The sequence below is a fragment of the Bradyrhizobium sp. BRP23 genome (assembly GCF_020194135.1).
GTDB lineage: Bacteria > Pseudomonadota > Alphaproteobacteria > Rhizobiales > Xanthobacteraceae > Bradyrhizobium > Bradyrhizobium yuanmingense.
This window is the reverse complement of the sequence record NZ_JADYVW010000001.1, coordinates 314,896-338,821: the sequence shown is the minus strand read 5'-3', so window position 1 is coordinate 338,821 and position 23,926 is coordinate 314,896. Positions and strand designations below refer to the sequence as shown.

The window sequence follows — 23,926 nt, the reverse complement described above, 5'->3', positions numbered from 1 at the left end:
GATTCGGAATGGACAAGACGGTAGCCATCATCGGGGCGGGGCCAGTCGGCCTCGCGGCCGCCGCTCATGTGCGCGAACGCGGCATGTCCCCTGTCGTGCTCGAAGCCGGGCCCGAGGCCGGGCATGCCGTGCGGCAATGGCAGCACGTCCAGCTCTTCTCGCCGTGGGAATACAATGTCGACAAGGCCGCAGCGCGCCTGCTTGCGCCGACGGGATGGAATTCGCCGGACCCAAGCTCCTATCCCACCGGCGGCGAGCTGATCGAGCGCTATCTCGCGCCGCTGGCCACGCGAACGCCGCTGCGCGAGACGATCCGGACCTCGAGCCGCGTCACGGCGATCAGCCGCGCCGGCTTCGACAAGGCGAAGACGAAGGGGCGGGACCAGGCGCCGTTCGAAATCCGCTACCAGAACGGCAAAGGCGACGAAGTGCTGCGCGCCGATGCCGTCATCGACGTCTCCGGCACGTGGTTCTCGCCCAATCCCGCCGGCAGCAACGGTCTGCCGGCGCTCGGCGAACGCGAATGCGCCGGCCGCATCGCCTATGGCATGCCGGCTGTGCGCGGCTCCGCTCGCAGCAGATACGCCGGTAAGACCGTCGCCGTGCTCGGTGCGGGCCATTCCGCGCTGGGCACGCTGATTGATCTCGCGCAGCTCGCCGAGTGGGCGCCCGGCACCAGGCCCGTTTGGCTGTTGCGCGGGGACGATCCGGCAAAGGCCTTTGGCGGCGGCCGCAACGACAAGCTTGCCGCGCGCGGCGAGCTGGGCTCAGCCTTCGCCGCGCTCGTGACTGCCGGAAAGATCGCGGTCGAGACCGGCTTCGCTGTCACTCACATTTCGGAGATCGAAGGCCGCCTCAGGATTTCGGCAGGCGCCGGCTCGGCTGCGCGGAGTGTGATTGCGGATGAGCTGGTGGTGTCGACCGGCTTCCGGCCTGATCTCTCGTTTCTGTCCGAGCTGCGGCTGCGGCTCGATCCGGCGATCGAGGCGCCCCTCGCGCTCGCGCCGCTCATCGACCCCAACGAGCATAGCTGCGGAACGGTGCGGCCTCACGGCGCGCGCGAGCTGGCGCATGATGAGCCGGGCTTTTATCTCGCCGGCATGAAATCCTACGGACGTGCGCCGACCTTCCTGATGATGACGGGATACGAGCAGGTCCGATCGATCGCCGCCGACATCGCCGGCGACAAGAAGGCCGCGGCACGGGTCGAGCTCGTGCTGCCGGAGACCGGCGTCTGCACCCGCGGCAGCGTGGCGTCCGCCGCCGCGGCGGGATGCTGCGGCGGTCCGGCCAAGGCCGAACCTTCGGCCTGCTGTGCCGCCGATGAATCCGTCAAGAAGGCGGGCGGTGCGGGGTGCGGCTGCTCATGAGTCGAGGCACTGCAGGCCCGCTCACCGTCGTCATCGCCCTCGGCACCGCGCAGACCATCGCGTGGGCGTCGAGCTACTATCTTCCTGCCATCCTGGCAGCGCCGATCGCGGGCGATCTCGGTCTTGCGCCGACTTACGTGTTCGGCGCGCTATCGGGAGCGCTCGTCATCTCCGGCCTGCTTGGTCCGCGCGTTGGGCACGCCATCGATACGTTCGGTGGGCGCGGCCTGCTTGCCGTCTCGAACCTCGTTTTCGCGGCGGGCTTGCTGCTGCTGTCCGTGGCCTATGGCGTAGCGGTGCTGATCGCAGCCTGGATCCTGCTCGGCATCGGCATGGGCATGGGCCTCTATGAGGCCGCGTTCGCGACGCTTGCGCGCATTTACGGCGCCAATGCGCGACGAACGATCACCGGCATCACCCTGATCGCCGGTTTCGCCAGCACACTCGGCTGGCCTCTCACGACATGGCTCGCCACGGAGTACGGCTGGCGCGCGGCCTGCCAGCTTTGGGCGGTGATCCACATCGGCCTTGCCTTGCCGCTCAACCTTGCGCTGCCCCGTGCCGCTCCGTTGCATCAGGAGGCTGGACCGAGCACGGGCGCAAGCCAGCAATCCGGCGGACAGAGCGAAACCTTCGCAATGATATTGCTGGCGTACATGTTTGCGGCCGCAAGTTTTGTCAGCTCCGGAGTCTCGGCCATCCTGCCAACCATGCTGGTTGCGTTCGGCGCCACGCCGGCACAGGCGTTGCTGGCGGGAGCACTGGTCGGACCGGCACAGGTCGGCGCCCGCCTTCTGGAAGCAGGATGGCTTGGCCGGTTTCATCCGCTGCTGTCGGCGCGGCTCGCCATGCTCATGAATCCGATCGGGGTGCTTGCGCTGGTCGCGGGCGGCCCTTTGCTCGCACCGCTCTTCACGGTGCTGTATGGCGCGGGCAACGGCATCATCACCATTGCCCGTGGTACGCTGCCGTTGGCGCTGTTTGGGCCGGTCGGGTTCGGTAGACGGGTCGGGATGATTTCGCTGCCTTCGAGGGCAACGGGCGCCTTCGCGCCGCTTGCGCTGGGACTGATGGTGGAGCATCTCGGCAGCAGCGCGCTCTGGATCGGCGCGCTGGCCTCGGTCTCTGCATTCTTCGCGCTTCTGCTGCTTCGTGGGGATCACACGACATGAGTCGCTGTCCGATGGGAGGAGAACATTCGTAGCTTGCGCGGCTGGCCGCTGATTGCGGTGATGTGTATCGGCCAGCTCGGCAATCTGCTGCCGCACGTGACCTTGTCCGCGAATTTGGCCCAGCATCTGATGCCGGTGTGGGGATTGTCCGCCGCCGAGGGCGGGATGATGGCGAGCGGCTACGCGTTTGGCTACATGCTGGCGGTGCCCGTGCTGACGACACTGACCGATCGCATCGACGCACGGCTCGTGCTCCTCGGCGGCTCTGTCGTCAGCGGACTTGCGACCGTCGCCTTTGGCATCTTCGCGCAAGGCTTCTGGTCGGGGACCATCATCTGGTCGCTGGCCGGCCTTGGTTTTGCCGGTGCCTACATGCCGGGGCTCAAGGCACTGACCGACCGGTTGCCCGCCGGCGACACCTCGCGGGCGGTCACGCTCTACACGTCGAGCTTCTCGGTGGGGGTCGGCCTGTCGTTCCTGATCGCCCAAGTCCTCGCCGACGGCTGGGGATGGCGGACCGCGTTCTACGTGACCGGCATCGGTCCCATCGCGATGGTGGTCGCGTGTCTCTTGATCGAGAGCCGCAGTCCCGCTCCAAGATCAGGACGCCTTTTGAACTTTGCGCCCGTCTTCGCCAACCGGGAGGCGCTCGGTTACATCTTCGGCTACGGCGCGCACTGCTTCGAGCTCTACGGCATTCGCACCTGGCTGGTCGGGTTCTGGACCTACGTCGTCGCGCATCAGGGTGCGCCCTCATGGCTGAGCCCGGTCCTGATGAGCTTCTGCTTTGCAGTGATCTCCATGCCGGCCAGCATCCTCGGCAACGAGGCCGCACTGAAATTCGGGCGACATCGGGCGATCACGGTGGTGATGATCGCCTCGGCTTGCGTTGCCCTCGTCATCGGCCTGAATGCGACGGCTCCGGCATGGGTGCTTGCGCTGCTGCTGATGATCTATGGCCTGACGGTGCCGGCAGATTCCGGTGCGTTGACGGCCGGCATGTCGGCTGCGGCTGTCTCCGAGCATCGCGGGGCGACTCTGGCCCTGCATTCGACCGCCGGGTTCGGCCTATCGGCGATCGGAGCCTGGGGAACCGGGGTTGCCCTCGATGCCGCTGGCGGCCCCCAGAGTGCAGAGGGCTGGCTGCTGGCCTTCATCGTGCTCGCGGCCGGGATCGCGCTCGGCCCGCTCGCGCTGCTATGGTCGCGGACGGCGCGGTCCGACGAGCTGGTATCGAAGTCGCGATAGGCGAGGCAGGATGCGGGCGGTCGGCCTGACAGGCCTCGGAGCCTCGGTCACGAATGCTTGACTTTGATCAAAGAATGCATTCGGCCGCAGACTATGGTACTCAGGCAACGTTGCGGTTCCCAAAGGTATCCAAAAGGTTAAAAGCACGTTTCATGCGGATCGTTCGGACCATCCTGGCATTCGCCATCGCCATCTCCCTGGCGATGCTGCCGGCTGGCGCGTCCGCTTCCGGCCTCGCGATGTCGTCGGGTGACATGAAGGCGGCCATGCAGGTCGGCGGCGACGACGATATGTCGGTGCACGATTGTTGTCCCGACATGAAGGGAACGGGCTCCGACACCGGCTACCAATGCGGGATGGGCTTCTGCTGTGTCGGCGGCACCGTCGCACTGGCGGACATTCGTCCCCTGGCGTTCGAATTCCTTGCCGTCGCGGCAGCGGAAACCGCTATTCCTGCCGATCAGGTCGTCGACTCGCGCGGCGGCAGTCCTCCCTTCCGGCCTCCTCGAATCTGATCTCTCAAGACGCGCGCGGGCACGCCCCGCGCGGCGATGACTGATGTGCGCATTCATGCGTCGCGGTCGAGATCAATTCATGAGGACAGGACAATGCTTTCCAAGTTCAGCACCGCGGCTGTTGCCGCCACCCTTTCGCTCGCCGCTTCAGTCGCCTTGGCGGGTGCCGGCGATTACGCTTTCGAGCCGGTCAATCCCGAGATGAAGAAGGGCGACGACGTCACGCTCGCCGTTCGCCTGACCAACAAGCAGACCGGCAAGCCAGTGCTTGATGCCGTCATCTTCAAGACGCGCGTCGACATGGCTCCGGACGGCATGGCCGAGATGGAATCGGCGGTCGCGCCACTGCCCTCCAAGGAGCCGGGCGTCTACGCCTTCAGGACGGACCTGCCGATGGCCGGCCGCTATCAGGTCACGCTCTCGGCGAAGGTGCAGGGCGAGCCTGAGACGGTCACCGGCAAGGTCATCGTCAAGGCGATCAAGTGAGCTTTCGGGCGCCGTCGGACGGTGCCCGAACTTCTCTTTCCCATTCACATGGACGCGCGCTCCGAGCGCGCGAAACAACCATGAAGACGTTGCGTCTCTTGACGACTCTCGCGCTCGGCAGTGGCCTCGCCCTTGGCGCGTACTGGTTCTCGAACGAAGGGCGCTGGTCGGTCCATGCCGAGGTGACCCCGGCTGCAGCGCCAGCGGACCGGACTCCGCTCTACTATCGCGATCCGAGCGGCGCGCCGCTTTGGTCCGCCGGGCCAAAGAAGGACGACCGCGGGCGGGACTATCTGCCGGTCTACGATGACGACAAGGCCGCCCAGGCAGAGCCGAAGCCACCGCAGGCGGCTTCATCGCGAAAAATCCTCTACTACCGCAATCCGATGGGGTTGCCCGACACCTCGCCGGTGCCGAAGAAGGATCCGATGGGGATGAACTATGTCCCCGTCTACGAAGGCGACGACGCCGATGACGGCACGGTGAAACTGTCGCCCGGCAAGATCCAGCGCAGCGGCGTGAAGTCCGAGCCGGTGGCGCGGCGATCGGTCCAAGTCCTGGTCAAGGCGCCCGGTACGATCCAATTGGACGAGCGCCGCGTCTCGGTGATCGCGATGCGGGCCGAGAGCTTCGTGCAGAAGATCGCGGACGTCACCACCGGCTCCCGCGTCAAGGCGGGCCAGCCGCTGATGGAGATCTACAGCTCGGCGGTCGCCTCCGCGGCGGCCGACTATCTCGCGACCATCACCTCCAAGACCGTCGGCGGGGTCGAGATCTACGGCCGCGGCTCGCGGCAACGGCTGATCAATCTCGACGTCCCCGAGCGGGTGATCGCCGAGATGGAGAGAACGCGTGTCGCGCCCGTCACCATCCATTGGTCGGCGCCGCGCGACGGGATCGTGCTCGAGCGCAACGCGATCGAAGGCATGCGCGCCAATCCCGGCGACGTGCTGTTCCGCATCGCCGACACCTCGCTGGTCTGGGCGCTGGTCGACGTCGCCGAGCGCGATCTCGGCAACATCGCGGTCGGGCAGTCTGTCGCGGTGCGCGCGCGCAGCTTCCCCGGCCGAAGCTTCACCGGCAAGATCGCGGTGATCTATCCGCAGGTGAACCGCGAAACCCGGACGGTTCGCGTCCGCATCGAGCTCGCCAATCTAGATGCGATGCTGCTGCCGGACATGTATGTCGATGCCGACGTCGACACGGCCGATAGCGCGCTTGTCCTGGCGATCCAGGACAGCGCGGTGCTCGACACCGGCACGCGGCAGGCCGTCCTCGTCGACAAGGGGGACGGGCGCTTCGAGCCGCGGGAAGTGAAGCTCGGCCGGCGCGGCGGCGGCTTTATCGAGGTGCGCGACGGCCTTGCCGAAGGCGAAGCGGTGGTCACATCCGCCAACTTCCTGATCGATGCGGAAAGCAATCTGAAGGCCGCGCTCAAAGGCTTTGCCGAGGCTGCGCCTCAAGCCTCCGACGCCGGCCATGCGACGGGAGAGCACAAATGATCGCCCGCATCATCGCCTGGTCGGCGCGCAACCTGCTGCTGGTGCTGTTCGGCACCGGCTTTGCGGCGGCCGCCGGCTTCTACGCGCTGCTTCATCTCCCGCTGGATGCGATCCCCGACCTCTCGGACACCCAGGTCATCGTCTACACCGAATATCCCGGCCAGGCGCCGCAGGTGATCGAGGACCAGGTCACCTATCCCTTGACGACGGCGATGCTGACCGTGCCGAAATCGAAGGTGGTGCGCGGCTTCTCCTTCTTCGGCGTGTCGTTCGTCTACGTGATCTTCGAGGACGGCACCGACATCTATTGGGCGCGCTCGCGCGTGATGGAGTTCCTGAACGGCGCCACGTCTCGGCTTCCCGTCGGCGTCACCCCGACCATCGGGCCCGATGCGACCGGCGTCGGCTGGGTCTATCAATACGCCGTGATGTCGAAAGAATTGAACCTCGCCGACACGCGCACGATTCAGGACTGGAATCTGAAATTCGCGCTCGCCAAGGCCGAAGGCGTGGCCGAGGTCGCCAGCATCGGCGGCTTCGTCAAGCAGTACAACGTGGTGCTCGACCCGCAGCGCATGCGCGACCGCGGCATCAGCATGCAGAAGATCCGGGAGGCGATCCGTGCCAGCAATGCCGACGTCGGCGGCCGCACGGTCGAGCTGTCGGAGTTCGAATACGTCATTCGCGGCAAGGGCTACATCAAGAGCATCAACGATCTCGGCAACATCGTCCTGAAGACCAGCAACGGCACGCCGGTGCTGCTGCGGGACGTCGCCAATGTCGAGCTCGGACCCGACGAGCGGCGCGGCATTGCGGAGCTGAACGGCGAGGGCGAGGTCGCAAGCGGCATCGTGCTGCAGCGCTTCGGCGTCAACGCGCTCGACGTCATCGAAAACGTCAGGAAGCGTTTCAAGGAGATTGCGAGCAGCCTGCCGAAATCGGTCGAGATCGTCCCGGTCTACGACCGCTCGGGCCTGATCTATTCGGCGATCGACACGCTCAAGCACACGCTGTTCGAGGAGAGTATCGTCGTCGCGCTCGTCTGCATCGTGTTCCTGCTCCATGTCCGCAGCGCGCTGGTCGCGATCTTGATGCTGCCGGTCGGCGTGCTGATGGCGTTCGGCGCCATGAAGCTGCTGGGCCTGGGATCCAACATCATGAGCCTCGGCGGTATCGCGATCGCGATCGGCGCCATGGTGGATGCCGCGATCGTCATGATCGAGAACGCGCACAAGCACCTTGAGCGCGCCGAGCCCGGTCAGTCGCGTGTCCAGATCCTGATCGACGCGGCATCCGAAGTCGGCCCGGCGCTGTTCTTCAGCCTCCTCATCATCACCGTGTCGTTCATGCCGATCTTCACGCTGGAATCGCAGGAGGGGCGGCTGTTTAGCCCGCTGGCGTTCACGAAGACCTTCGCGATGGCGGCCGCGGCCCTGTTGTCCGTCACGCTGGTGCCGGCGCTGATGGTGATCTTCGTCCGCGGCAGGATCGTGCCGGAGAGGAAAAACGTCATCAACCGCTTCCTGATCTTTATCTACCGCCCGGTCATCAAGGGCGTGCTGCGCGCCAAGACGCCGGTGATCCTGGCTTCGCTGGTCGTGCTCGCCGTTACGATCTGGCCGGCGCGGCAGCTCGGCACCGAGTTCATGCCGACGCTGAACGAGGGCACGCTGCTCTACATGCCGACGACGCTGCCCGGCATCTCCGTCACCAAGGCGGCCGAGCTGATGCAGACGCAGGACCGCATCATCAAGTCTTTTCCGGAGGTCGAATCGGTCTACGGCAAGGCGGGACGGGCGGCGACCGCGACCGATCCGGCCCCGACCGAGATGTTCGAGACGGTGGTCAGCCTGAAGCCAAAGGAGCTTTGGCGGGAAGGCGTCACCATCGACGGCCTGATCGCGGAAATGGACAAGGCACTGCAGTTTCCGGGCGTCTCCAACGCCTGGACTATGCCGATCAAGGCGCGCATCGACATGCTGTCCACCGGCATCCGCACCCCCGTTGGCGTCAAGGTGATGGGCACCGACCTCGTCGAGATCGACCGGCTGGCGAAGCAGGTCGAACGGGTGATCAAGACGGTGCCGGGCACCTCATCGGCCTATGCCGAGCGCGGCATCGGCGGCTACTATCTCGAGATCGTCCCGGATCGCGAGGCGCTCGCCCGCTATGGCATCCTGATCCAGGATGTTCAGGACACCATCGCGGCGGCGCTCGGCGGCCAGACCGTCACGACGACGGTGGAGGGGCGGCAGCGGTTCACGGTGAACATGCGCTATCCGCGCGACCTGCGCGACAATCCCAAGGCGATCGCCAGCGATATCCTGGTGCCGATGCCCGCAGGCGGCGCGGTGCCGCTCGGCGAGGTCGCGAAGGTCGAGCCGGCGCGGGGGCCGACCTCGATCCGGACCGAGAACGGCCAGCTCGCGACCTACGTCTACGTCGACATCCGCGATCGCGACATCGGCAGCTACGTCGCCGATGCGCAACGCGCCGTGACTGACAGCATCCAGTTCCCATCAGGATATTACGTGGTCTGGAGCGGTCAGTACGAATATCTCCAGCGCGCCGCGGCGCGCCTGAAGATCGTGGTGCCGGTGACGCTGACGATCATTTTCCTGCTGCTGTACCTGAATTTCAGGGCCATGACCGAAACCCTGATCGTGATGCTGTCGCTGCCCTTCGCGCTGGTCGGCGGCATCTGGATGATGTGGTGGCTCGGCTTCAACATGTCGGTCGCCGTCGCCGTCGGCTTCATCGCGCTTGCCGGCGTCGCCGCCGAGACCGGCGTCGTGATGCTGATCTATCTCGAGCATGCACTGGCCGAGATCAAGGCGACGTGCAGCGCCGAGGGCAGGGGCCTCACCCGGCAGGATCTCCACGAGGCGATCATGGTGGGCGCGGTCGAGCGCGTCCGTCCCAAGATGATGACGGTCGTCGCCATCATGGCGGGCCTGCTGCCGATCATGTGGAGCACCGGAACCGGGTCGGAGATCATGCAACGAATCGCGGTGCCGATGATTGGCGGCATGATATCGTCGACGCTGCTGACGCTGATCGTGATCCCGGCGATCTTCGGGTTGGTGAAGGGTGTCCGCCTGCCGCCCACGCGCGAGGACAGAGAACAACCGGCTGAGATGCCCAAGCCGATCGGCGCCAGATTGCGCGTCGTGGAGCCGGCCGGATGAGGCGAGCCGTGACGCACGATCATATGTCAGGGCGACGGAGTGACAGAAGAGGAAGCCGAAGATGAAGCAACGCGCATACCTGATGACCCGCCGGTCCCTTGTCGGGCTGATGGCCGCGGCAGCTTTTGCAAGGCCCGCCGCGGCAGCATCCGACGCAGCCGCGCTCACGGTGCACCGGGATCCGAGCTGCGGCTGCTGCGCCGGCTGGGTGCAGCATCTGCGGGACGCAGGATTTACCGCCCAGGTGGAGGAGACTCCCGACCTCGAGCCGATCCGGGCGCGTCTCGGCGTCCCCTCGAACCTGGTCGCGTGTCACACGGCAGAGGTCGCTGGCTATGTCGTCGAGGGGCACGTGCCGGCTGCGGCCGTGCGACGCCTCCTCGCGGAGCGTCCGAACGCGAAGGGAATAGCCGTGCCGGGCATGCCGGTCGGATCGCCGGGCATGGAAGGCGGCAAGTCGCAGCGTTACGAGGTCGTGCTGTTCGGTGCCGACGGTCAGAAGCCGTTCATGCGCTTCATCGGCGCGCAGGAAATTGATTGAGAGTGCTGCGCGAGGCTAGAGTGCGATGACATGAGCCCTGATCGCGCAATGACGGAGGTGCGCTCCCTCTCCCGCTCGCGGGAGAGGGTTGGGGAGAGGGTGCTTCCGCAATGGGACAATCCCCAAGAGGAGAAAGCCCTCACCCGGCGCTTCGCGCCGACCTCTCCCGCAAGCGGGAGAGGTTGCACCGAGCCCGTGGCAATCGATTCAACCTAAGGTCATTCTGCCTAGCCACCACTACGGCTGCGGCGGATAGCGCTCGAAGGTCGGCAATTCATGCGCATGCTCCATCCAGCGCAGGCGCTCGGCGACCTGGATCTGCATCGTGGCAGGCACGGCCTCGGGATCGTCGTAGGTCGCGCTCTGGATGTCGATGACCCCCGGCAGCATGCTGGCATTGACGTAGAACAGTCCGGTTCCGCACGCGCTGCAAAAGTGCCGCCGCCCGTGTTCCGAGGAGCGGTAAACCTTCGATTCGCCCTTGGTCACCTTGACCGCGCCGTCCGGGTACATCGTCCAGCCGACGACCGGAGCCCCGGCGTGTAGCCGGCAATCGCGGCAGTGGCAAAGCGCGTGCACGATCGCCTCGCCTTCGACCTCGTAACGGATTGCACCGCAGTGACAGCCGCCCGTGATTGTGCTCATGCGTTCCTCCGATCGAAGATGACTTCAGATCGATAGCTCTCGAGCCTTTTGGCTTCAACAACGCAACCAATTCGAGATTGCGTCCTACTGTCGCCTGACAGCTGCTGCCATTGCGCAGTTCGTCGGCTGCCGTTCCCGGAAACCGCGGTGATTCAAGCCGAGCGGCCGGCCGCAAGCTCGCGCGTGATCCACTCGGCGAACACGCGGATGGGACGGCGCTGCTGGCCTGCGCGCGGAAACACGAGATGGTGGCCGACATAGCGGATATCGACCGAACGTCGGGCGAGCGGCGCGACCAGCCGCCTGGTCGCGATCTCGCGTTCGGCCAGCAGGGTTGATTCCAGCGTCACGCCGAGGCCGCTCGAGGCCATCGCGATCGCCAGGAAGCTGCGATCGAAGCGCATGCCGTGAATGGCCGGCGCTTCGAGGCCGTTTGCGCTGAACCATTGATGCCACTGCACCTGCTTGACTTCAGAGCGGATCAGCACCTGATCGAATAGGTCCTTCGGCTTGCGGATCTTCTTCGCGAGCTCGGGCGTGCAGAGCGGCGTCACCGTCTCCTCGCCCAGCGGAATGATCTCGACCCCTTCGGCCCTCGGCTTGCCATAGACGATGTCGATGTCGAAATCGTCGTTGCTGAACCTTGCATATTCGGTATTGGCCGCCAGGCGGACCTCGAGTTTGGGTTCGGCGGCCATGAAGCGGGCAAGGCGCGGGGCGAGCCACTGCGCGGCAAAGCTCGGTGCGCAATGCACCCGTAGCAATTGCGGGCCGCGGCCTGCGACCTCCTCGATGCCGCGGCGCAGATTGTCGAAGGCGGCGCCAGCATGACGCATCAGGTTGGCGCCCGCCGGCGTCAGGCGGATCGCCCGGGCGCTGCGTTCGAACAGGATCGTGCCCATCGCGCTTTCGAGCTTGCGAATGGCGTGGCTGACCGCGCTCGGGGTGAGGTGAAGCTCGTTCGCGGCATCCCGGAACGAGCCGGTGCGCGCGGCCGCCTCGAAGGCGCGGATGGAGGATATCGGGATACTCGACAGCAGCATCCGATGAGTGAACCAAATTCACCTATGCAAGACAACAGCGCGTTTGCGAGGGAAGCAGCAGCGGCTTAATCAACGGGATCAAGACCGGGCCCTGCGGCGCCCGGCAAGAGCGAGCCAGGGAGGAGCCAATGCTGCTACGCGGCAAGACTGCCATCATCACCGGCGCGGCCTCGCCGCGGGGGATCGGCCTTGCGACCGCGCGCCGCTTTGCAGCCGAAGGCGCCCGGGTCGCCATTCTCGATATCGACGGCCCGGCGGCGGAAGCTGCCGCCCGCGGCCTCGAGCCGGTCACCGGCGAGCCGCATCTCGGGCTGGCCCTGGACGTCACCGACAAGCAGGCCTGCATCAAGGCCGCCGAAGCGGTCGCCGCGGCATTCGGCCAGATCGACATCCTCATCAACAATGCCGGCGTGACCCAGCCCGTGAAGCTTCTCGACATCACGCCGGAAGATTGGGGCCGCATCCAGGACGTCAACCTTAAGGGCATCCTGTTCCTGTCGCAGGCCGTGATCCCCTACATGCGAAAGCGCAAGAGCGGATCGATCGCCTGCATGTCGTCGGTCTCCGCCCAGCGCGGCGGCGGCATCGTCGGTGGCCCGCATTATTCGGCGGCCAAGGCCGGCGTACTCGGGCTGGCCAAGGCGATGGCCCGCGAATTCGGACCCGACGGCATCCGCGTCAATTGTGTGACGCCGGGCCTGATCGGCACCGACATCACGGCGGGCAAGTTCACCGACGAGATGCGGGCGAAGATCCTCGAGGGCATCCCGCTCGGCCGGCTCGGCGAAGCCGCCGATGTCGCCGGCATCTACACCTTCCTCGCCTCGGACCTGTCGGCCTACGTCACCGGCGCCGTCATCGACGTCAACGGCGGCATGCTGATCCACTGAGCGGGAAGGGGAGACACATGGCGACACCGACACTCGAAAACGCGCCGACGCTGGCGCAGCGCGCCCGCTACATCCGCCGCAACGCCCTGTTGATGGGCGAGGTCCAGGGCCAGGGCTATATCGCCCAGGCGCTCGACATCGCCGACGTGCTGGCGGTGGCCTATTTCCACGCGATGCGTTTTCGCGCCGAAGATCCCGCCTGGGAAGGCCGCGACCGCTTCCTGCTGTCGAACGGACATTATGCGATCGCGCTCTATGCGGCGCTGATCGAGGCCGGGATCATTCCCGAGGCGGAGCTCGAAACCTACGGCTTCGATGAGAGCCGCCTGCCGATGTCGGGCATGGCCTCCTATACCCCGGGCATGGAGATGTCCGGCGGCTCGCTCGGTCTTGGCCTCGGCATCGCCGTCGGCATGGCGCTCGGGCTGAAGCGGAAAAAATCGGCCGCGCGCATCTTCACGCTGTTCTCCGACGGCGAGCTCGACGAAGGCTCCAAATGGGAAGCCATCATGTCGGCATCCCATCACAAGCTCGACAACCTCATCGCGATCGTCGACGTCAACAATCAGCAGGCGGACGGTCCCTCCAAGCAGATGCTCGGCTTCGAGCCGCTGGTGGACAAGCTCGAGGCGTTCGGCTGGTTCGTGCAGCGCGTCGACGGCAACGATCTCGACGCGGTCGTCGCCGCCTTCGATGCCGCGATGACACATGGCGAGCCGAAGCCGCGCATGATCGTCGCCGACACCCTGATGGGCAAGGGCGTTCCCTTTCTGGAGCAGCGCGAGAAGAACCATTTCATCCGCGTCGAGCCGCATGAATGGCAGCTCGCGCTCTCGGCCCTGAACGCGGGAGAGCAGCCATGAAGTCCGCCGGATCGACCCCATGGGCCAAGCCGCGCCTGACGACCTCGGCCATGATCGCCTCGATCGCGGCGGAAGGCCAGCGCACCCGGCCGGCTCCGTTCGGGCACGCGCTCGTCGAGCTCGCCCGCGGACGCGAGGACGTCGTCGGCATGACCGCCGATCTCGGCAAATACACCGACCTGCACATCTTCGCGCAGGCCTTCCCCGATCGTTATTACCAGATGGGCATGGCCGAGCAGCTGCTGTTCGCCGCAGCCTCGGGGCTCGCGGCCGAAGGCTTTATGCCCTTCGCAACGACCTACGCGGTGTTCGCCTCGCGCCGGGCCTACGACTTCATCCATCAGACCATCGCCGAGGAAGACCGCAACGTGAAGATCGCCTGTGCGTTGCCCGGCCTGACCTCCGGCTACGGCCCGAGCCATCAGGCGGTCGAGGACCTCGCGCTGTTCCGCGCGATGCCCAACATGACGGTGATCGATCCCTGCGACGCGCATGAGATCGAGCAGATCGTGCCGGTCATCGCCGCGCATCGCGGACCGGTCTATATGCGGGTGCTGCGCGGACAAGTGCCGCTGGTGCTCGACGAGTACAATTACCGCTTCGAGCTCGGCAAGGCTGCGCTGCTGCGCGACGGCACCGATGTCCTGATCATTTCCTCGGGCATCATGACCATGCGCGCGCTGGAGGCGGCCCAGGCCTTGTCTGACGACCGCGTCAGCGCTGCCGTCCTGCACGTGCCCACGATCAAGCCGCTCGATACCGCGGCGATCCTGCACGAAGCGGGCAAGCCCGGCCGCCTCGTCGTCGTCGCCGAGAACCACACCGTGATCGGCGGCCTCGGCGAAGCGGTGGCGACGCTGTTGATGCGCTCCGGCGTCCATCCCCCATTCCGGCAGATCGGGCTGCCGGACGAGTTTCTCGCCGCCGGCGCGCTGCCGACGCTGCACGACCGCTACGGCATCTCGACCGCGGAAGTGAAGCGACAGATCAAGGCCTGGCTGCGCTAGCAGCCACCTCTTTACAATCGAAGCGACCGACATGCTTCGCAGCATTGCTGCGGAGAACGAGGGCTGCTGTCCAAACGCCCGGCGAGGCTATGTTCGGGCCTCTGTGCGTTCAGTCCGCATCAGCCGTTGCTTCACCGTCCGCGCGATCGCAGCCGGCGCCTCCTCGGGGATCGCAAAGCACGAGCTCGCGTTGATCTCGCAGAGCACGTAGGTGTCTGCGCCGGCCGCATCTTTCGGCCCGTACAGGAAGTCCGCATCCCAGATCACCGGCAATGACGACTCATCGATGCCGAGCGTTGCCATCATCTGCGGCGTCCATTCGTCCTCCATCGCTCCGCGCAGCGCCTGGAATGGCGGAGCATCAGGCCCGTGCATGATACGCGGCCCGGGCTGCGCCTCAGGCGCCTCCGGTCCCTCCGGCGGCGGCGGGATCAGCGCCTTGATCTTCTGGTGTCCGAAGCCTGCGACTTTGGCGCCGCTCATGTAGCAGCGGATCATGCCGTCGGGCAGGCGCGGATGAAACGCCTGGTCGATGATGCAGCCGCCCCAACCGAAATAGGGCTCGCACCGTGCGAGCAGCGCATCGATCGGCATGTCCTCCGGCGTGCTGCCGCGCTGCGCATGCAGCACGCGAACCATGCCTTCGGTATCGGGCAGGGCCTCAACCTTCCAGACCCCCTGGCCGCCATTGCCGCGGTTCTGCTTCAGCACGCGCGGGCCGCTGGCACGAAGGCGCGCCGGAAACTGGCTGCGGAAGCTTATGGCGGTGTCATAGCGGTGCGTGTCGGCGCCCCAGCCCAGATGCCGTGTCCGGTAGAGCACCTCCTTGACGCCCATCTTCAGAATGATGTCCGGATGCGCGCTCACCCATGGCCCTTGCGCCGCGACGTCGCGCAGCAGGGCGTCGAGCTCGGCGCGGGTCTTGCCCTGCTGGATCGGATCGACCCAGACCAGCACGCCGTCGGCTGCAAGCAATTGGTCGCGGACCGCGCCCGCAAAGCTCTCGTCATAGATCACTGGGAAGGCGTCGATGCCAGCGGCGGCGAGCGCTTCGAAGACGCGGACGAAGCGGCTGTTCTGCGCCGTCGCCTCGCGCCGCGCGGCCGCGTCGCCGCGCGAGAGGATGGCTATAGTCTGGCGGGGAGAGGGGTGACGTTCGGTGTCCATGCGCAAGCTCCACGGATTTGCGTGCTGCGCAGAGCTTGGACCTGGGTCTCACGGGGAGTCTGCATCGTCCCCACGCCGACAATGTATGTGAAACCGCCTCGTCGTTTCAAGATGGCGGCTGGCGGGTTCCTTCAAAGGGTGAACTCTTCGTGACGTGACGCGGCCGTGCGCCGGTTGACAGTTCTGCCCTGCGGGTTTTTAGTCAGCGCGACGGGGATGTGCGATCTCCCCGCGAGGCGACATGCCCAAGCATCGCGTCCTGATCACCAAGGGCGCAGCATGTTCACACACCGCAACTCCATTCCACGACCCTCTCGGCTTGCCGGCATCCGAACCGCCATGGCATGCGCCTCCGCGGCGAGTCCGCTGTGTGTGGCGGAACGGCCGGAGCGGCCTCACTTATCCGATTGGGGCAGGGACACACCCAGAGCTCAAGGGAGCTGATCCATGCATAAGACGGTTTCGGCACTGATCGGCGTCGCTGCCTGCTTCATCACGAACGCTCACGCGCAGGGCATCGACTGGCAAAAGGTCGATGAGGCACTGGGCCGCAAGCCAACCGTTGCGGACGATGTCCATCGCTACGGCTTCCCGCGCACCGATCTCACCGTGACGTTGGATGGCGTCACGATCAAGCCGGCGCTGGCGCTTGGCGGCTGGCTGGCGTTCAAGCCTGCGCATGGCGGAACCATGGTCATGGGTGACCTCGTGCTGCTTGAGACCGAGATCAATCCAGTGATGGCTAAGATGATGGCGAGCGGTCTCGAGATTACCGCCGTGCACAACCATCTGCTGCGCGCAAGCCCGGCGACATTCTACATGCACGTCGCCGGACACGGCGACCCTATCAAGCTGGCGTCGGCAATCCGTGATGCGCTCGCCGAAAGCAAGACGCCCCTGACGGTCGCCGCAGCCGGGAATCCGCCCTCTATCGATCTCGACACCGCAAAGCTCGATCAGATCATCGGCGTCAAGGGGCAGGGCAATGGCGGCGTCTACCAGTTCAATGTGAAACGGCGCGACCCGATCACGGAGAACGGCATGCTGCTAACCCCCGTCGGTCCAATGGGCGTCGCGACCGCCATCAATTTCCAGCCGACCGGCGGCGGCAAGGCCGCCATCACCGGCGATTTCGTGCTGACCAGCGACGAGGTGAATCCAGTCATCGCGGCGCTGCGGACGCATGGCATCGAGGTGACGGCGCTGCACAGCCATATGCTGAACGAACAGCCGCGACTCTTCTTCATGCACTTCTGGGCCAATGACGACGCGATCAAGCTTGCTGAAGGCTTGCGCGCGGCGATCGACAAGACCGCCAGCACCAAGAGCTGATCCAAGGCACAGAAAATGCACCGTGAGGCGTTTCAATGATTGAATGTCTGACGTGTTGGGGCAGCCGACGATGCGCGCCGCTTTGGCCTTTGCGTCGCGGGCGTCGGCACGGGCCGGTCTCGTCCTGGCCGCCTATGCTGGCTGTGCTGATGGGAGGAAACGCCATGGCCGAGAGCCTGAATTTTGACGACGCTCCTGCAGGAACAGCGCCGGCAGGGTCCGAAATTTCCGGCCTTCTGTCGATGGCGGGACCCATGGAGAGCCAGCCGGCGATACAGAAGCTGCGCGCCATCCTGCCGCCGCAAGAGCCCATCGCACATGCCCGCGAGTGGGCGAAGTCGCACCGCCCGAGATATTGACCAAGGCCTGATCCGGCTTGCAGGGCGAGGACAATCTCGGTGATTGTGGACGACGTTCGAGCAGCATCAGCTTGCCGACACGGCTTCGCTTACGCCGTCCTCATTGTCCGCGAGGATCGTCTCCGATAGCAGCGCAGCAGCCTTCTGCAGGGGAGCTATGAACCGATCCAGCTCGGTGAAGCTCACCCGTGCCACGGGAACAGACACACCCAGGCACGCGATCAGCTCGCGATCCGGTGAGAGGATGGGAACGGCACAGCCGACCACGCCTCGCACATATTCTTCATTGGTCTTGGCCCAGCCGCGCTTGCGGGTCTCATCGAGCACCTTCATCAGGTGCTCGACGTCCACGATCGTGGTTTCGGTGTATCGCGTCAGCGTGAGCGCGTGGCACAGCTTCTCGCGCGCGCGTTCCGGCAGCCGGCTCATGTAGATCTTGCCGGTCGACGTGCAGTGGAGCGGGGCCGCTTCGCCGGGATTGAATTGCAGGCCTTGAGGTTGCGATACGCGGACGCTGTCGACGTAAGCAACGACGTTGTCCCGCACGACGCCGATCTCGCATTGCTCGCCGATTTCGGCGGCGACGGCGCGGAGCACCGCGTGCCGGCGGGCGGTACGGAAAGCTGCGCCGATGACGCGGGCCGACAGCGTGACCATTTGATTGCCGACCACGTACCGCTTCGTTCCCACGGCTTTCTGAAGCAGCCCGCGCTGCTCCAGATTTCCGATGAGCCGATGCGCAGTCGGCAGCGGCAGGGACAGCGCAGCGGCGATGTCCGCGACCGAGGCTGCTCTGGTCTGGCTGGCGACATAGCCAATGATCGCGAAGGCGCGGTCCAATGGCCCGTCGGTACTCGGCTGCTGCATTTCGCCAGTCTCCACCCGAAGTACAAATTATCATTTTTCGGAATGAAATATACTGGAATATGAAAATTTGTATAGGCACTTTTGTGTCGTGCCCATATCGTTGGCGCTGCTCGGTGGTGAACAGGATTTGTGCAGTGCGAGCCACCGGGGAAGTGCTTCAGGAGATCGGGATGTCAGGCCATTACGACGTCGATGCCGTGCGGAGGGAGTTTCCGGCTGCCGAGCGGATCACCTATCTCGATTCCGGCTTCCAGACGCCGCTTGCGCGCCCCGTCAAAGCGGCGATCGATCGTTTTCTGAGCGAAGGTCTCGAGACCGCCGGCCCGAAGAGCGTCTGGCTCGATCGCGTCGAGCAGACGCGCGAAAAGCTGGCGCGGTTTCTCGGCGTATCGGGCGACGGGATCGCCTTCACCAAGAACACCTCGGAAAGCATGAACATCGCCGCGAATGCGCTGCCGCTGCGCGCCGGTGACAAGGTCCTGATGATCCACGGCGATCATCCGAACAACGCCTACGCGTTCCTCAATCTGCGGCGCAAGGGTGTGACCGTCGCATTCGTGCCGATGACGGAGATCGTGAACGCCGACAGTCTTCGTCCCTACATCGATGCGAGCACGAGGGCGATCTCGATCTCGCAGGTGACATTCCATGCCGGCCATCGTTTCGACATCGAAAGCATCGGCGCCCTCTGCGCGGAGAAGGGGCTCCATTTCGTCGTCGACGTGATGCAGGCGATCGGTGTCGTGCCAATCGATGCGAAAGCCATGCGCGCGACCTTCATCGGTTCGGGCAGCCATAAGGGGCTGCTCGTGCCGCAAGGGCTGGGCCTGCTCTATTGGGACAAGTCGAGGGCTGAGCTCGAGCCGACCTATCTTGCGGCTGCGAGCCTCGCTGAAGTCCCGGCCGATCTGATCGCCCGGCCTGACAGGCTCGATCCGGCCCCGAGCGCGCGCCGCTTCGAGCTCGGCAATTTCAATCTTCCGGCGATCCATGCCCTCGATGCCTCGCTCGACATGATCGAAGCGCTGGGCGTCGAGAACATCCAGAACCATTGTTTCGATCTCGGCGATCATCTCATCGCCCGGCTCGATGTGCTGGGCGTTCGCCTGGTCGGCCCTCGCGCGCGGCAGCATCGCGCGCCGCACATCTACGTCATTGCGCTGCCCGCGGCCGAATGGCTCGGCCATTTCGAGGAGAATAACGTCCGCGTGTCTCCGGAGCGGGACGGCATTCGCGTGTCGTTCGGGATGTTCAACACGATTGCCGACGTAGACCGCCTGATCGAGGTCATCCAGCGGCGCGGCGTGAAGCCATCATCGAGAGCCGCATAGGCTGTCCAGCAAGGAGACGTACATGACGAAGTTTGCATGTGTCTTGAGCATTCTGTCGGTCATTGGCGGCCTCGGCAGCGCCGCTTCTGCCGCCGACAGCCCCACGCTGGCCAGGATCAAGTCGAACGGCGCCATCACCATCGGTCATCGCGAGGCCTCGATCCCGTTCTCCTATCTCGGTCCCGACCAGAAGCCGATCGGGTTCTCGCTCGACCTCTGCGCGGCCATCGTCGAGCGCATCAAGGCGGAGACCGCCTTACCCAATCTCAAAGTCAATTACGTTCCGGTGAACTCGTCCAATCGCATCCCGCTGATCCAGAGCGGCACCGTCGACATCGAGTGCGGCGGCACGGCCAACGACAGGAAGCGGCAGGAGCAGGTCTCGTTTTCCGTCGCCACCTTCGTCAGTCAGCCGCGCTGGCTGGTCAAAGCGGATAGCGGCCTGAAGACGGCCGGCGATCTCAAGGGCAAAACCATCGTCGTCACCCAGGGCTCGAATGCCGTCGGCTTCGCGCAAGGCGTGAATGCGAAGGAGCAGCTCGGCTTCAACATCGTCCAGGCAAAGGACCATGCCGAATCCTTCCTGATGCTGAACACCGGCCGCGCGGCCGCGTTCATGGAGGACGACATTCTGCTCGCCGGCCTCAAGGCCGCAGCTCCGAAGCCGGATGCGCTGATATTTCTCCCCGAGGGTTACGCCAAGATCTATTATGGCCTGATGTTCACGAAGGGCGATACCGGCTTCAAGGCGCTGGTCGACGACGTTCTGTCGAAGCAGATGGCATCGGGCCAGTTCGAAAAGACCTACGCCAAATGGTTCACCAGGCCAATTCCGCCCAAGAACGAGAACCTGGCGTTTCCGCTGACGGTCGAGCTCACGGAACGGATCGCGCGTCCCAGCGACGCGGTGGACTAATTGCGACGTCGGCGGAGAGTGTCCCGCAAACCGAGCCCTGAGGTTCGCCATGTTTGCAGTGCTTCTTGAACAGACCGCAGACGGCCAGCGCTATATCGACTGGCTCGTGTCGGGCCTCGGCTGGACCCTCGCGCTGGCGTTCTTCGGCTGGTGGATTGCCTTCGCGGTCGGGATCGTCGTCGGCATCGGCCGCACTGTGCAGAACCGAGCCGTCGCGGCACTTGCCCGCCTCTATGTGGAGATCTTCCGCAACATCCCCGTGCTGGTGCAGATGTTTCTCTGGTACTTCGTCCTGCCGGAGATTCTTCCCGCCTCGCTCGGGAACGCCATCAAGCAGATTCCGCCACCCTGGGGATCGTTCTTTCCGGCACTGGTGTGCCTCGGTCTCTACACCGCCGCCCGGATCGCCGAACAGGTGCGTGCCGGGATCGAGGCCCTGCCGAAAGGTCAGGTCGAAGCGGCAAGCGCGCTCGGGCTCAGCAGGTATCCGACCTATCGCTACGTCATCGTGCCGCAGGCGCTGCGCCTGATCATTCCGAGCCTGACCAGCGAGGTGATGGGCATCTACAAGAACACCTCGGTCGCGCTCACGATCGGGCTGATGGAGCTGACGGCGCAGGCCCGCCAGATCAGCGAAGCGACATTCCAGACCTTCACCGCTTTCGGCGCCGCGACGCTTGTCTACCTCGCGCTGGCGCTCATCGCCTATCAGGGGATGGCGTTGATCGACAGGGCCGTGCGCATTCCGGGGACGAGCCCTGCGGACGATGCAGTCAAGCCCGGCGCGACGCACGCCATCCAACCGCTTGATTCCCTGCCTGACGCGATGGAGGTCGTGAAGTGACCAGCCTCGATTTCTCCGTTGTGCTTCAGGCGTGGCCTTACCTCTGGTCGGGCCTGCTGTTTTCCCTGGCGCTGACCGCCGTTGCTTTCGTGGTCGGCCTGGTCCTCGGCACCTGCCTGGCCCTCGTGCAGCACTTCGAAGTGCCCGTGCTCGGCAAGCTCGTGCGCGGCTATGTCGCCCTGATGCGCTCGATCCCGCTGATCCTGGTCCTGTTCTGGTTCTTCTTCCTGGTGCCGATCGTGCTCGGTCATCTCGGCGGAAGCGGGCGACCGGTCCCGATCGGCGCCACCTGGACCGCCTTCATCACCTTCGGCCTTTTCGAGGCGGCCTATTACTCGGAGATCATCCGCGTCGGATTGCGCGCCGTGAACCGGGGTCAGTTCGAGGCCTGTCAGGCCCTCGCATTGTCGACCTTCGATACCTATCGCGCCGTGATCCTGCCGCAGGTGCTTCGCGTCGCCAGCCCGATCATCCTGAGCCAGACCATCATCCTGTTCCAGGATACCTCGCTGGTCTACGTGCTCTCGCTCACCGATCTGCTTGGCGCAGCCTCGAAGCTGGCGCAGCTCAATGGCCGTCTGGTCGAGATGTATCTGGTGATTGCGGTGGTCTACCTCGCGATCAGTTCGGCGGCATCGCAATGCGTAGCGTCCTTGCGCAAGCGATATGCGATCGCGGGACTACGCCGCTAGCGCTGCGCACGGTCATCCCAGTCTTTGGAGAGGAAAAATGCTTGAGTTCGCTGAGGGGAATCGGGCGTCCATCGTCACCGTTGAAAATTTGGTGAAGCGGTTCGGCCATTTCACGGCCCTGAACGACGTCAATCTCACGGTCGCGGTCGGCGAGAAGATCGTGCTGTGCGGCCCCTCCGGCTCGGGCAAGTCGACCTTGATCCGCTGCATCAACCACATCGAAAAGCACGATGCGGGGCGCATCGTCGTCGACGGCATCGAGCTGTCGGACCGGATGACCGACGTCAACGGCGTTCGTCGCGAGGTCGGCATGGTGTTCCAGAGCTTCAACCTGTTTCCGCACCTCTCGGTCGTCGAGAATTGCATGCTGGCGCCGATGAAGGTGCGGGGCCTGTCCCGCACTGATGCGCATGAGCGCGCGATCGGTCTGCTCCGCAAGGTGCGCATCCACGACCAGGCGAACAAATATCCGGGGCAGCTCTCCGGCGGCCAGCAGCAGCGCGTCGCCATCGCGCGGGCGCTGTGCATGCAGCCGAAGATCATGCTGTTCGACGAGCCGACCTCGGCGCTCGACCCGGAGATGGTCAAGGAGGTGCTCGACACCATGGTGGAGCTCGCGAAAGACGGCATGACCATGGTCTGCGTCACGCACGAGATGGGCTTTGCCCGCGAGATCGCGGACCGGGTGGTGTTCATGGATCGCGGCTCGATCGTCGAGGAAGCCGATCCCGAAACCTTCTTCCGCGCGCCGAGGACGGAGCGGGCGAGGGATTTCCTCGGCCAGATCATCCATTAAAGCGCGATGCGATTAGGATGAATCGTCATCGCGCATTAGGTTATTGTTTTGAAGCATGATCTTTTCGGAAAACCGCTTCACACTTTTCCGGATCATGCTCTAGCGATCCGTCTCGATCTGCGAACCGATCGAGGGCGCATCGCCGGTTGCGGCATTGTTTCGAACCAGCCTACTCATGCCGCCAGATTCTCACCGCCGAAATGACCAGGATCACGGCCAATCCCGGCAGAAGAATCGAATTCGGGACGACGCCGAGAAGCAGGCCGCCTATGAATGTCCCGACGACCGACCCGATGGCCATTGCAAGCATGAACTGCCAATTCGCGCGGAGCACCGAAAAGCTCTGGTCGCGACTATAGCGCGCAAATCCCACCAGCATGGTCGGCAGGCTCACCGCGAGCGAGAGGCTGCCCGCGAGCTTCACGTCCGCGCCGAACAACAAGATCAGGGTGGGGATCAGGAATTCCCCTCCGGCAACGCCGAGCAACGATGCCACGATCCCGATCGCAAAGCCCGCTGCTATGCCCGCGACGATCAGGCTCACGCCTGTCAGCGCCGGTGGGGTTGCCGCCTCGTTGCCATGTGCGAACAGAAGCATGCCGGCGATCAGGAGCAGCAGGACGGCAATGATCCTGTACAGCGTCCCGGACTCCAGACGCGTCGCCCAGGATGCCCCCGCATAGGCGCCGACGAGGCTGCCCGCCAGCAGGTTCAGGATGATCGGCCAATGGGCATGTATCTCCGCGAACGGAACGGCGCGTGCGCGAAACGGCAGTGCGCTCGCCACCACGATCAGGCTCGTCGCCTTGTTCAGAATCACGGCCTCGAGGCCGCGAAATCCGAACAGGCTGATGAGCAGGGGCAGCCGAAATTCTGCACCGCCGAGACCGATCAAGCCGCCCAGAGTGCCGATGATTGTGCCCGAGCCGAACGCGGCAGGATTGTTTCGCATGGACACGGAAAGATGCGCCAAAGACAACACCCGCGACGGACGGCTCCGTGCGGGTGTGATCAACTCTCGATGATGCCAGTATGCCCCTGTTTTGCCCGACGAGTCAAAGGTACGCACGCGTCCCCGGCGGTATCGTTGCGGTCGGCGGAAGAGCGTAATGATTTCAACGCCCCGCTACTGTGCATGGGGTTGTTTTCGCA

23 protein-coding genes are annotated in these 23,926 nt (G+C 64.9%); 18 read left to right on the top strand and 5 right to left on the bottom strand.

Features of this window, described 5'->3' with window-relative positions; translation table 11 throughout:
- Nucleotides 1-8 precede the first annotated feature (8 nt).
- The 8 genes from I6F24_RS01545 to I6F24_RS01510 all read left to right on the top strand — a co-directional run bounded on the left by I6F24_RS01545 (nucleotide 9) and on the right by I6F24_RS01510 (nucleotide 10,022).
- A complete protein-coding gene (locus I6F24_RS01545) occupies nucleotides 9-1,370 on the top strand; it encodes an NAD(P)-binding domain-containing protein (RefSeq protein WP_225149867.1) in 1,362 nt (453 codons plus the stop codon).
- Nucleotides 1,355-2,542, top strand: a complete 1,188-nt coding sequence (locus I6F24_RS01540; protein ID WP_225111723.1) for an MFS transporter — start codon at nucleotides 1,355-1,357, stop codon at nucleotides 2,540-2,542. Before I6F24_RS01545 ends, I6F24_RS01540 begins: the two co-directional genes overlap by 16 nt.
- A 60-nt stretch (nucleotides 2,543-2,602) precedes the next feature.
- Nucleotides 2,603-3,790, top strand: a complete 1,188-nt coding sequence (locus I6F24_RS01535) for an MFS transporter (RefSeq protein WP_225150099.1) — start codon at nucleotides 2,603-2,605, stop codon at nucleotides 3,788-3,790.
- Between the two features lie 53 nt (nucleotides 3,791-3,843).
- Nucleotides 3,844-4,305, top strand: coding sequence for a hypothetical protein (locus tag I6F24_RS01530; protein ID WP_346656661.1), 462 nt, complete (start codon nucleotides 3,844-3,846; stop codon nucleotides 4,303-4,305).
- Between the two features lie 93 nt (nucleotides 4,306-4,398).
- Entirely contained in the window at nucleotides 4,399-4,791 is a 393-nt protein-coding gene (locus I6F24_RS01525) for a FixH family protein (RefSeq protein WP_109144389.1), read from the top strand.
- 80 nt (nucleotides 4,792-4,871) lie between these two features.
- A complete protein-coding gene (locus I6F24_RS01520) occupies nucleotides 4,872-6,293 on the top strand; it encodes an efflux RND transporter periplasmic adaptor subunit (protein ID WP_225149865.1) in 1,422 nt (473 codons plus the stop codon).
- Nucleotides 6,290-9,481: an efflux RND transporter permease subunit gene (locus I6F24_RS01515; protein ID WP_225127209.1), complete on the top strand. Its 3,192-nt coding sequence runs from the start codon at nucleotides 6,290-6,292 to the stop codon at nucleotides 9,479-9,481. The genes I6F24_RS01520 and I6F24_RS01515 overlap by 4 nt, the downstream gene beginning before the upstream one ends.
- A gap of 61 nt (nucleotides 9,482-9,542) precedes the next feature.
- Nucleotides 9,543-10,022 carry a DUF411 domain-containing protein gene (locus tag I6F24_RS01510; RefSeq protein WP_225139486.1) on the top strand — a complete coding sequence of 160 codons (480 nt, stop codon included), beginning with the start codon at nucleotides 9,543-9,545 and terminating at the stop codon, nucleotides 10,020-10,022.
- Between the two features lie 237 nt (nucleotides 10,023-10,259).
- On the opposite strand, the gene I6F24_RS01505 is transcribed toward I6F24_RS01510, so the two are convergent.
- Complete coding sequence (locus I6F24_RS01505) at nucleotides 10,260-10,667, bottom strand: GFA family protein (protein ID WP_036023206.1); 408 nt, start codon at nucleotides 10,665-10,667, stop codon at nucleotides 10,260-10,262.
- 152 nt (nucleotides 10,668-10,819) lie between these two features.
- Nucleotides 10,820-11,707: a LysR substrate-binding domain-containing protein gene (locus I6F24_RS01500; protein ID WP_036023232.1), complete on the bottom strand. Its 888-nt coding sequence runs from the start codon at nucleotides 11,705-11,707 to the stop codon at nucleotides 10,820-10,822.
- A 131-nt stretch (nucleotides 11,708-11,838) separates the two neighbouring features.
- On the opposite strand from I6F24_RS01500, the gene I6F24_RS01495 reads away from it, so the two are divergent.
- The 3 genes from I6F24_RS01495 to I6F24_RS01485 are packed head-to-tail and all read left to right on the top strand — an operon-like array spanning nucleotide 11,839 to nucleotide 14,470.
- Complete coding sequence (locus tag I6F24_RS01495) at nucleotides 11,839-12,600, top strand: glucose 1-dehydrogenase (RefSeq protein WP_036023208.1); 762 nt, start codon at nucleotides 11,839-11,841, stop codon at nucleotides 12,598-12,600.
- 17 nt (nucleotides 12,601-12,617) lie between these two features.
- Nucleotides 12,618-13,463 (top strand): transketolase, encoded by an 846-nt coding sequence (locus I6F24_RS01490; RefSeq protein ID WP_036023210.1) that lies wholly within the window; start codon nucleotides 12,618-12,620, stop codon nucleotides 13,461-13,463.
- The gene (locus tag I6F24_RS01485) at nucleotides 13,460-14,470 is read left to right on the top strand and encodes a transketolase family protein (protein WP_036023211.1); all 1,011 of its coding nucleotides are present in this window, start codon (nucleotides 13,460-13,462) and stop codon (nucleotides 14,468-14,470) included. The genes I6F24_RS01490 and I6F24_RS01485 overlap by 4 nt, the downstream gene beginning before the upstream one ends.
- 87 nt (nucleotides 14,471-14,557) lie before the next feature.
- On the opposite strand, the gene I6F24_RS01480 is transcribed toward I6F24_RS01485, so the two are convergent.
- Nucleotides 14,558-15,637 (bottom strand): Cj0069 family protein, encoded by a 1,080-nt coding sequence (locus tag I6F24_RS01480; protein ID WP_225149864.1) that lies wholly within the window; start codon nucleotides 15,635-15,637, stop codon nucleotides 14,558-14,560.
- A 447-nt stretch (nucleotides 15,638-16,084) separates the two neighbouring features.
- On the opposite strand from I6F24_RS01480, the gene I6F24_RS01475 reads away from it, so the two are divergent.
- The gene (locus tag I6F24_RS01475) at nucleotides 16,085-16,969 is read left to right on the top strand and encodes a DUF1259 domain-containing protein (protein WP_036023215.1); all 885 of its coding nucleotides are present in this window, start codon (nucleotides 16,085-16,087) and stop codon (nucleotides 16,967-16,969) included.
- A gap of 164 nt (nucleotides 16,970-17,133) precedes the next feature.
- Nucleotides 17,134-17,328 (top strand): hypothetical protein, encoded by a 195-nt coding sequence (locus I6F24_RS01470; RefSeq protein WP_225111727.1) that lies wholly within the window; start codon nucleotides 17,134-17,136, stop codon nucleotides 17,326-17,328.
- A 66-nt stretch (nucleotides 17,329-17,394) separates the two neighbouring features.
- Here the strand turns inward: I6F24_RS01470 and I6F24_RS01465 are convergent, their stop codons facing one another.
- Nucleotides 17,395-18,195, bottom strand: a complete 801-nt coding sequence (locus I6F24_RS01465) for an IclR family transcriptional regulator (RefSeq protein ID WP_036005860.1) — start codon at nucleotides 18,193-18,195, stop codon at nucleotides 17,395-17,397.
- Between the two features lie 170 nt (nucleotides 18,196-18,365).
- Between I6F24_RS01465 and I6F24_RS01460 the strand changes: the two genes are divergently transcribed.
- The 5 genes from I6F24_RS01460 to I6F24_RS01440 are packed head-to-tail and all read left to right on the top strand — an operon-like array spanning nucleotide 18,366 to nucleotide 22,774.
- Nucleotides 18,366-19,526 carry an aminotransferase class V-fold PLP-dependent enzyme gene (locus I6F24_RS01460; RefSeq protein ID WP_109145870.1) on the top strand — a complete coding sequence of 387 codons (1,161 nt, stop codon included), beginning with the start codon at nucleotides 18,366-18,368 and terminating at the stop codon, nucleotides 19,524-19,526.
- Between the two features lie 22 nt (nucleotides 19,527-19,548).
- The gene (locus tag I6F24_RS01455) at nucleotides 19,549-20,442 is read left to right on the top strand and encodes an amino acid ABC transporter substrate-binding protein (RefSeq protein ID WP_036023221.1); all 894 of its coding nucleotides are present in this window, start codon (nucleotides 19,549-19,551) and stop codon (nucleotides 20,440-20,442) included.
- A 49-nt stretch (nucleotides 20,443-20,491) separates the two neighbouring features.
- Complete coding sequence (locus tag I6F24_RS01450; RefSeq protein WP_225149863.1) at nucleotides 20,492-21,286, top strand: amino acid ABC transporter permease; 795 nt, start codon at nucleotides 20,492-20,494, stop codon at nucleotides 21,284-21,286.
- The gene (locus tag I6F24_RS01445; protein WP_036005852.1) at nucleotides 21,283-21,978 is read left to right on the top strand and encodes an amino acid ABC transporter permease; all 696 of its coding nucleotides are present in this window, start codon (nucleotides 21,283-21,285) and stop codon (nucleotides 21,976-21,978) included. The genes I6F24_RS01450 and I6F24_RS01445 overlap by 4 nt, the downstream gene beginning before the upstream one ends.
- Nucleotides 21,979-22,015: 37 nt before the next feature.
- Entirely contained in the window at nucleotides 22,016-22,774 is a 759-nt protein-coding gene (locus I6F24_RS01440) for an amino acid ABC transporter ATP-binding protein (protein ID WP_036023225.1), read from the top strand.
- A 169-nt stretch (nucleotides 22,775-22,943) separates the two neighbouring features.
- Here the strand turns inward: I6F24_RS01440 and I6F24_RS01435 are convergent, their stop codons facing one another.
- Complete coding sequence (locus tag I6F24_RS01435) at nucleotides 22,944-23,726, bottom strand: sulfite exporter TauE/SafE family protein (RefSeq protein ID WP_036005848.1); 783 nt, start codon at nucleotides 23,724-23,726, stop codon at nucleotides 22,944-22,946.
- Between the last annotated feature and the right edge of the window lie 200 nt (nucleotides 23,727-23,926).

Excerpts from the sequence above, each read along its gene's own strand:
- I6F24_RS01545 (WP_225149867.1), top strand. The coding sequence starts at position 9 with ATGGACAAGACGGTAGCCATCATCGGGGCGGGGCCAGTCGGCCTCGCG.
- I6F24_RS01535 (WP_225150099.1), top strand. The coding sequence starts at position 2,603 with ATGTGTATCGGCCAGCTCGGCAATCTGCTGCCGCACGTGACCTTGTCC.
- I6F24_RS01530 (WP_346656661.1), top strand. The coding sequence starts at position 3,844 with ATGCTTGACTTTGATCAAAGAATGCATTCGGCCGCAGACTATGGTACT.
- I6F24_RS01525 (WP_109144389.1), top strand. The coding sequence starts at position 4,399 with ATGCTTTCCAAGTTCAGCACCGCGGCTGTTGCCGCCACCCTTTCGCTC.
- I6F24_RS01520 (WP_225149865.1), top strand. The coding sequence starts at position 4,872 with ATGAAGACGTTGCGTCTCTTGACGACTCTCGCGCTCGGCAGTGGCCTC.
- I6F24_RS01515 (WP_225127209.1), top strand. The coding sequence starts at position 6,290 with ATGATCGCCCGCATCATCGCCTGGTCGGCGCGCAACCTGCTGCTGGTG.
- I6F24_RS01510 (WP_225139486.1), top strand. The coding sequence starts at position 9,543 with ATGAAGCAACGCGCATACCTGATGACCCGCCGGTCCCTTGTCGGGCTG.
- I6F24_RS01505 (WP_036023206.1), bottom strand. The coding sequence starts at position 10,667 with ATGAGCACAATCACGGGCGGCTGTCACTGCGGTGCAATCCGTTACGAG.
- I6F24_RS01495 (WP_036023208.1), top strand. The coding sequence starts at position 11,839 with ATGCTGCTACGCGGCAAGACTGCCATCATCACCGGCGCGGCCTCGCCG.
- I6F24_RS01490 (WP_036023210.1), top strand. The coding sequence starts at position 12,618 with ATGGCGACACCGACACTCGAAAACGCGCCGACGCTGGCGCAGCGCGCC.
- I6F24_RS01485 (WP_036023211.1), top strand. The coding sequence starts at position 13,460 with ATGAAGTCCGCCGGATCGACCCCATGGGCCAAGCCGCGCCTGACGACC.
- I6F24_RS01480 (WP_225149864.1), bottom strand. The coding sequence starts at position 15,637 with ATGGACACCGAACGTCACCCCTCTCCCCGCCAGACTATAGCCATCCTC.
- I6F24_RS01475 (WP_036023215.1), top strand. The coding sequence starts at position 16,085 with ATGCATAAGACGGTTTCGGCACTGATCGGCGTCGCTGCCTGCTTCATC.
- I6F24_RS01470 (WP_225111727.1), top strand. The coding sequence starts at position 17,134 with ATGGCCGAGAGCCTGAATTTTGACGACGCTCCTGCAGGAACAGCGCCG.
- I6F24_RS01465 (WP_036005860.1), bottom strand. The coding sequence starts at position 18,195 with ATGCAGCAGCCGAGTACCGACGGGCCATTGGACCGCGCCTTCGCGATC.
- I6F24_RS01460 (WP_109145870.1), top strand. The coding sequence starts at position 18,366 with ATGTCAGGCCATTACGACGTCGATGCCGTGCGGAGGGAGTTTCCGGCT.
- I6F24_RS01455 (WP_036023221.1), top strand. The coding sequence starts at position 19,549 with ATGACGAAGTTTGCATGTGTCTTGAGCATTCTGTCGGTCATTGGCGGC.
- I6F24_RS01450 (WP_225149863.1), top strand. The coding sequence starts at position 20,492 with ATGTTTGCAGTGCTTCTTGAACAGACCGCAGACGGCCAGCGCTATATC.
- I6F24_RS01440 (WP_036023225.1), top strand. The coding sequence starts at position 22,016 with ATGCTTGAGTTCGCTGAGGGGAATCGGGCGTCCATCGTCACCGTTGAA.
- I6F24_RS01435 (WP_036005848.1), bottom strand. The coding sequence starts at position 23,726 with ATGCGAAACAATCCTGCCGCGTTCGGCTCGGGCACAATCATCGGCACT.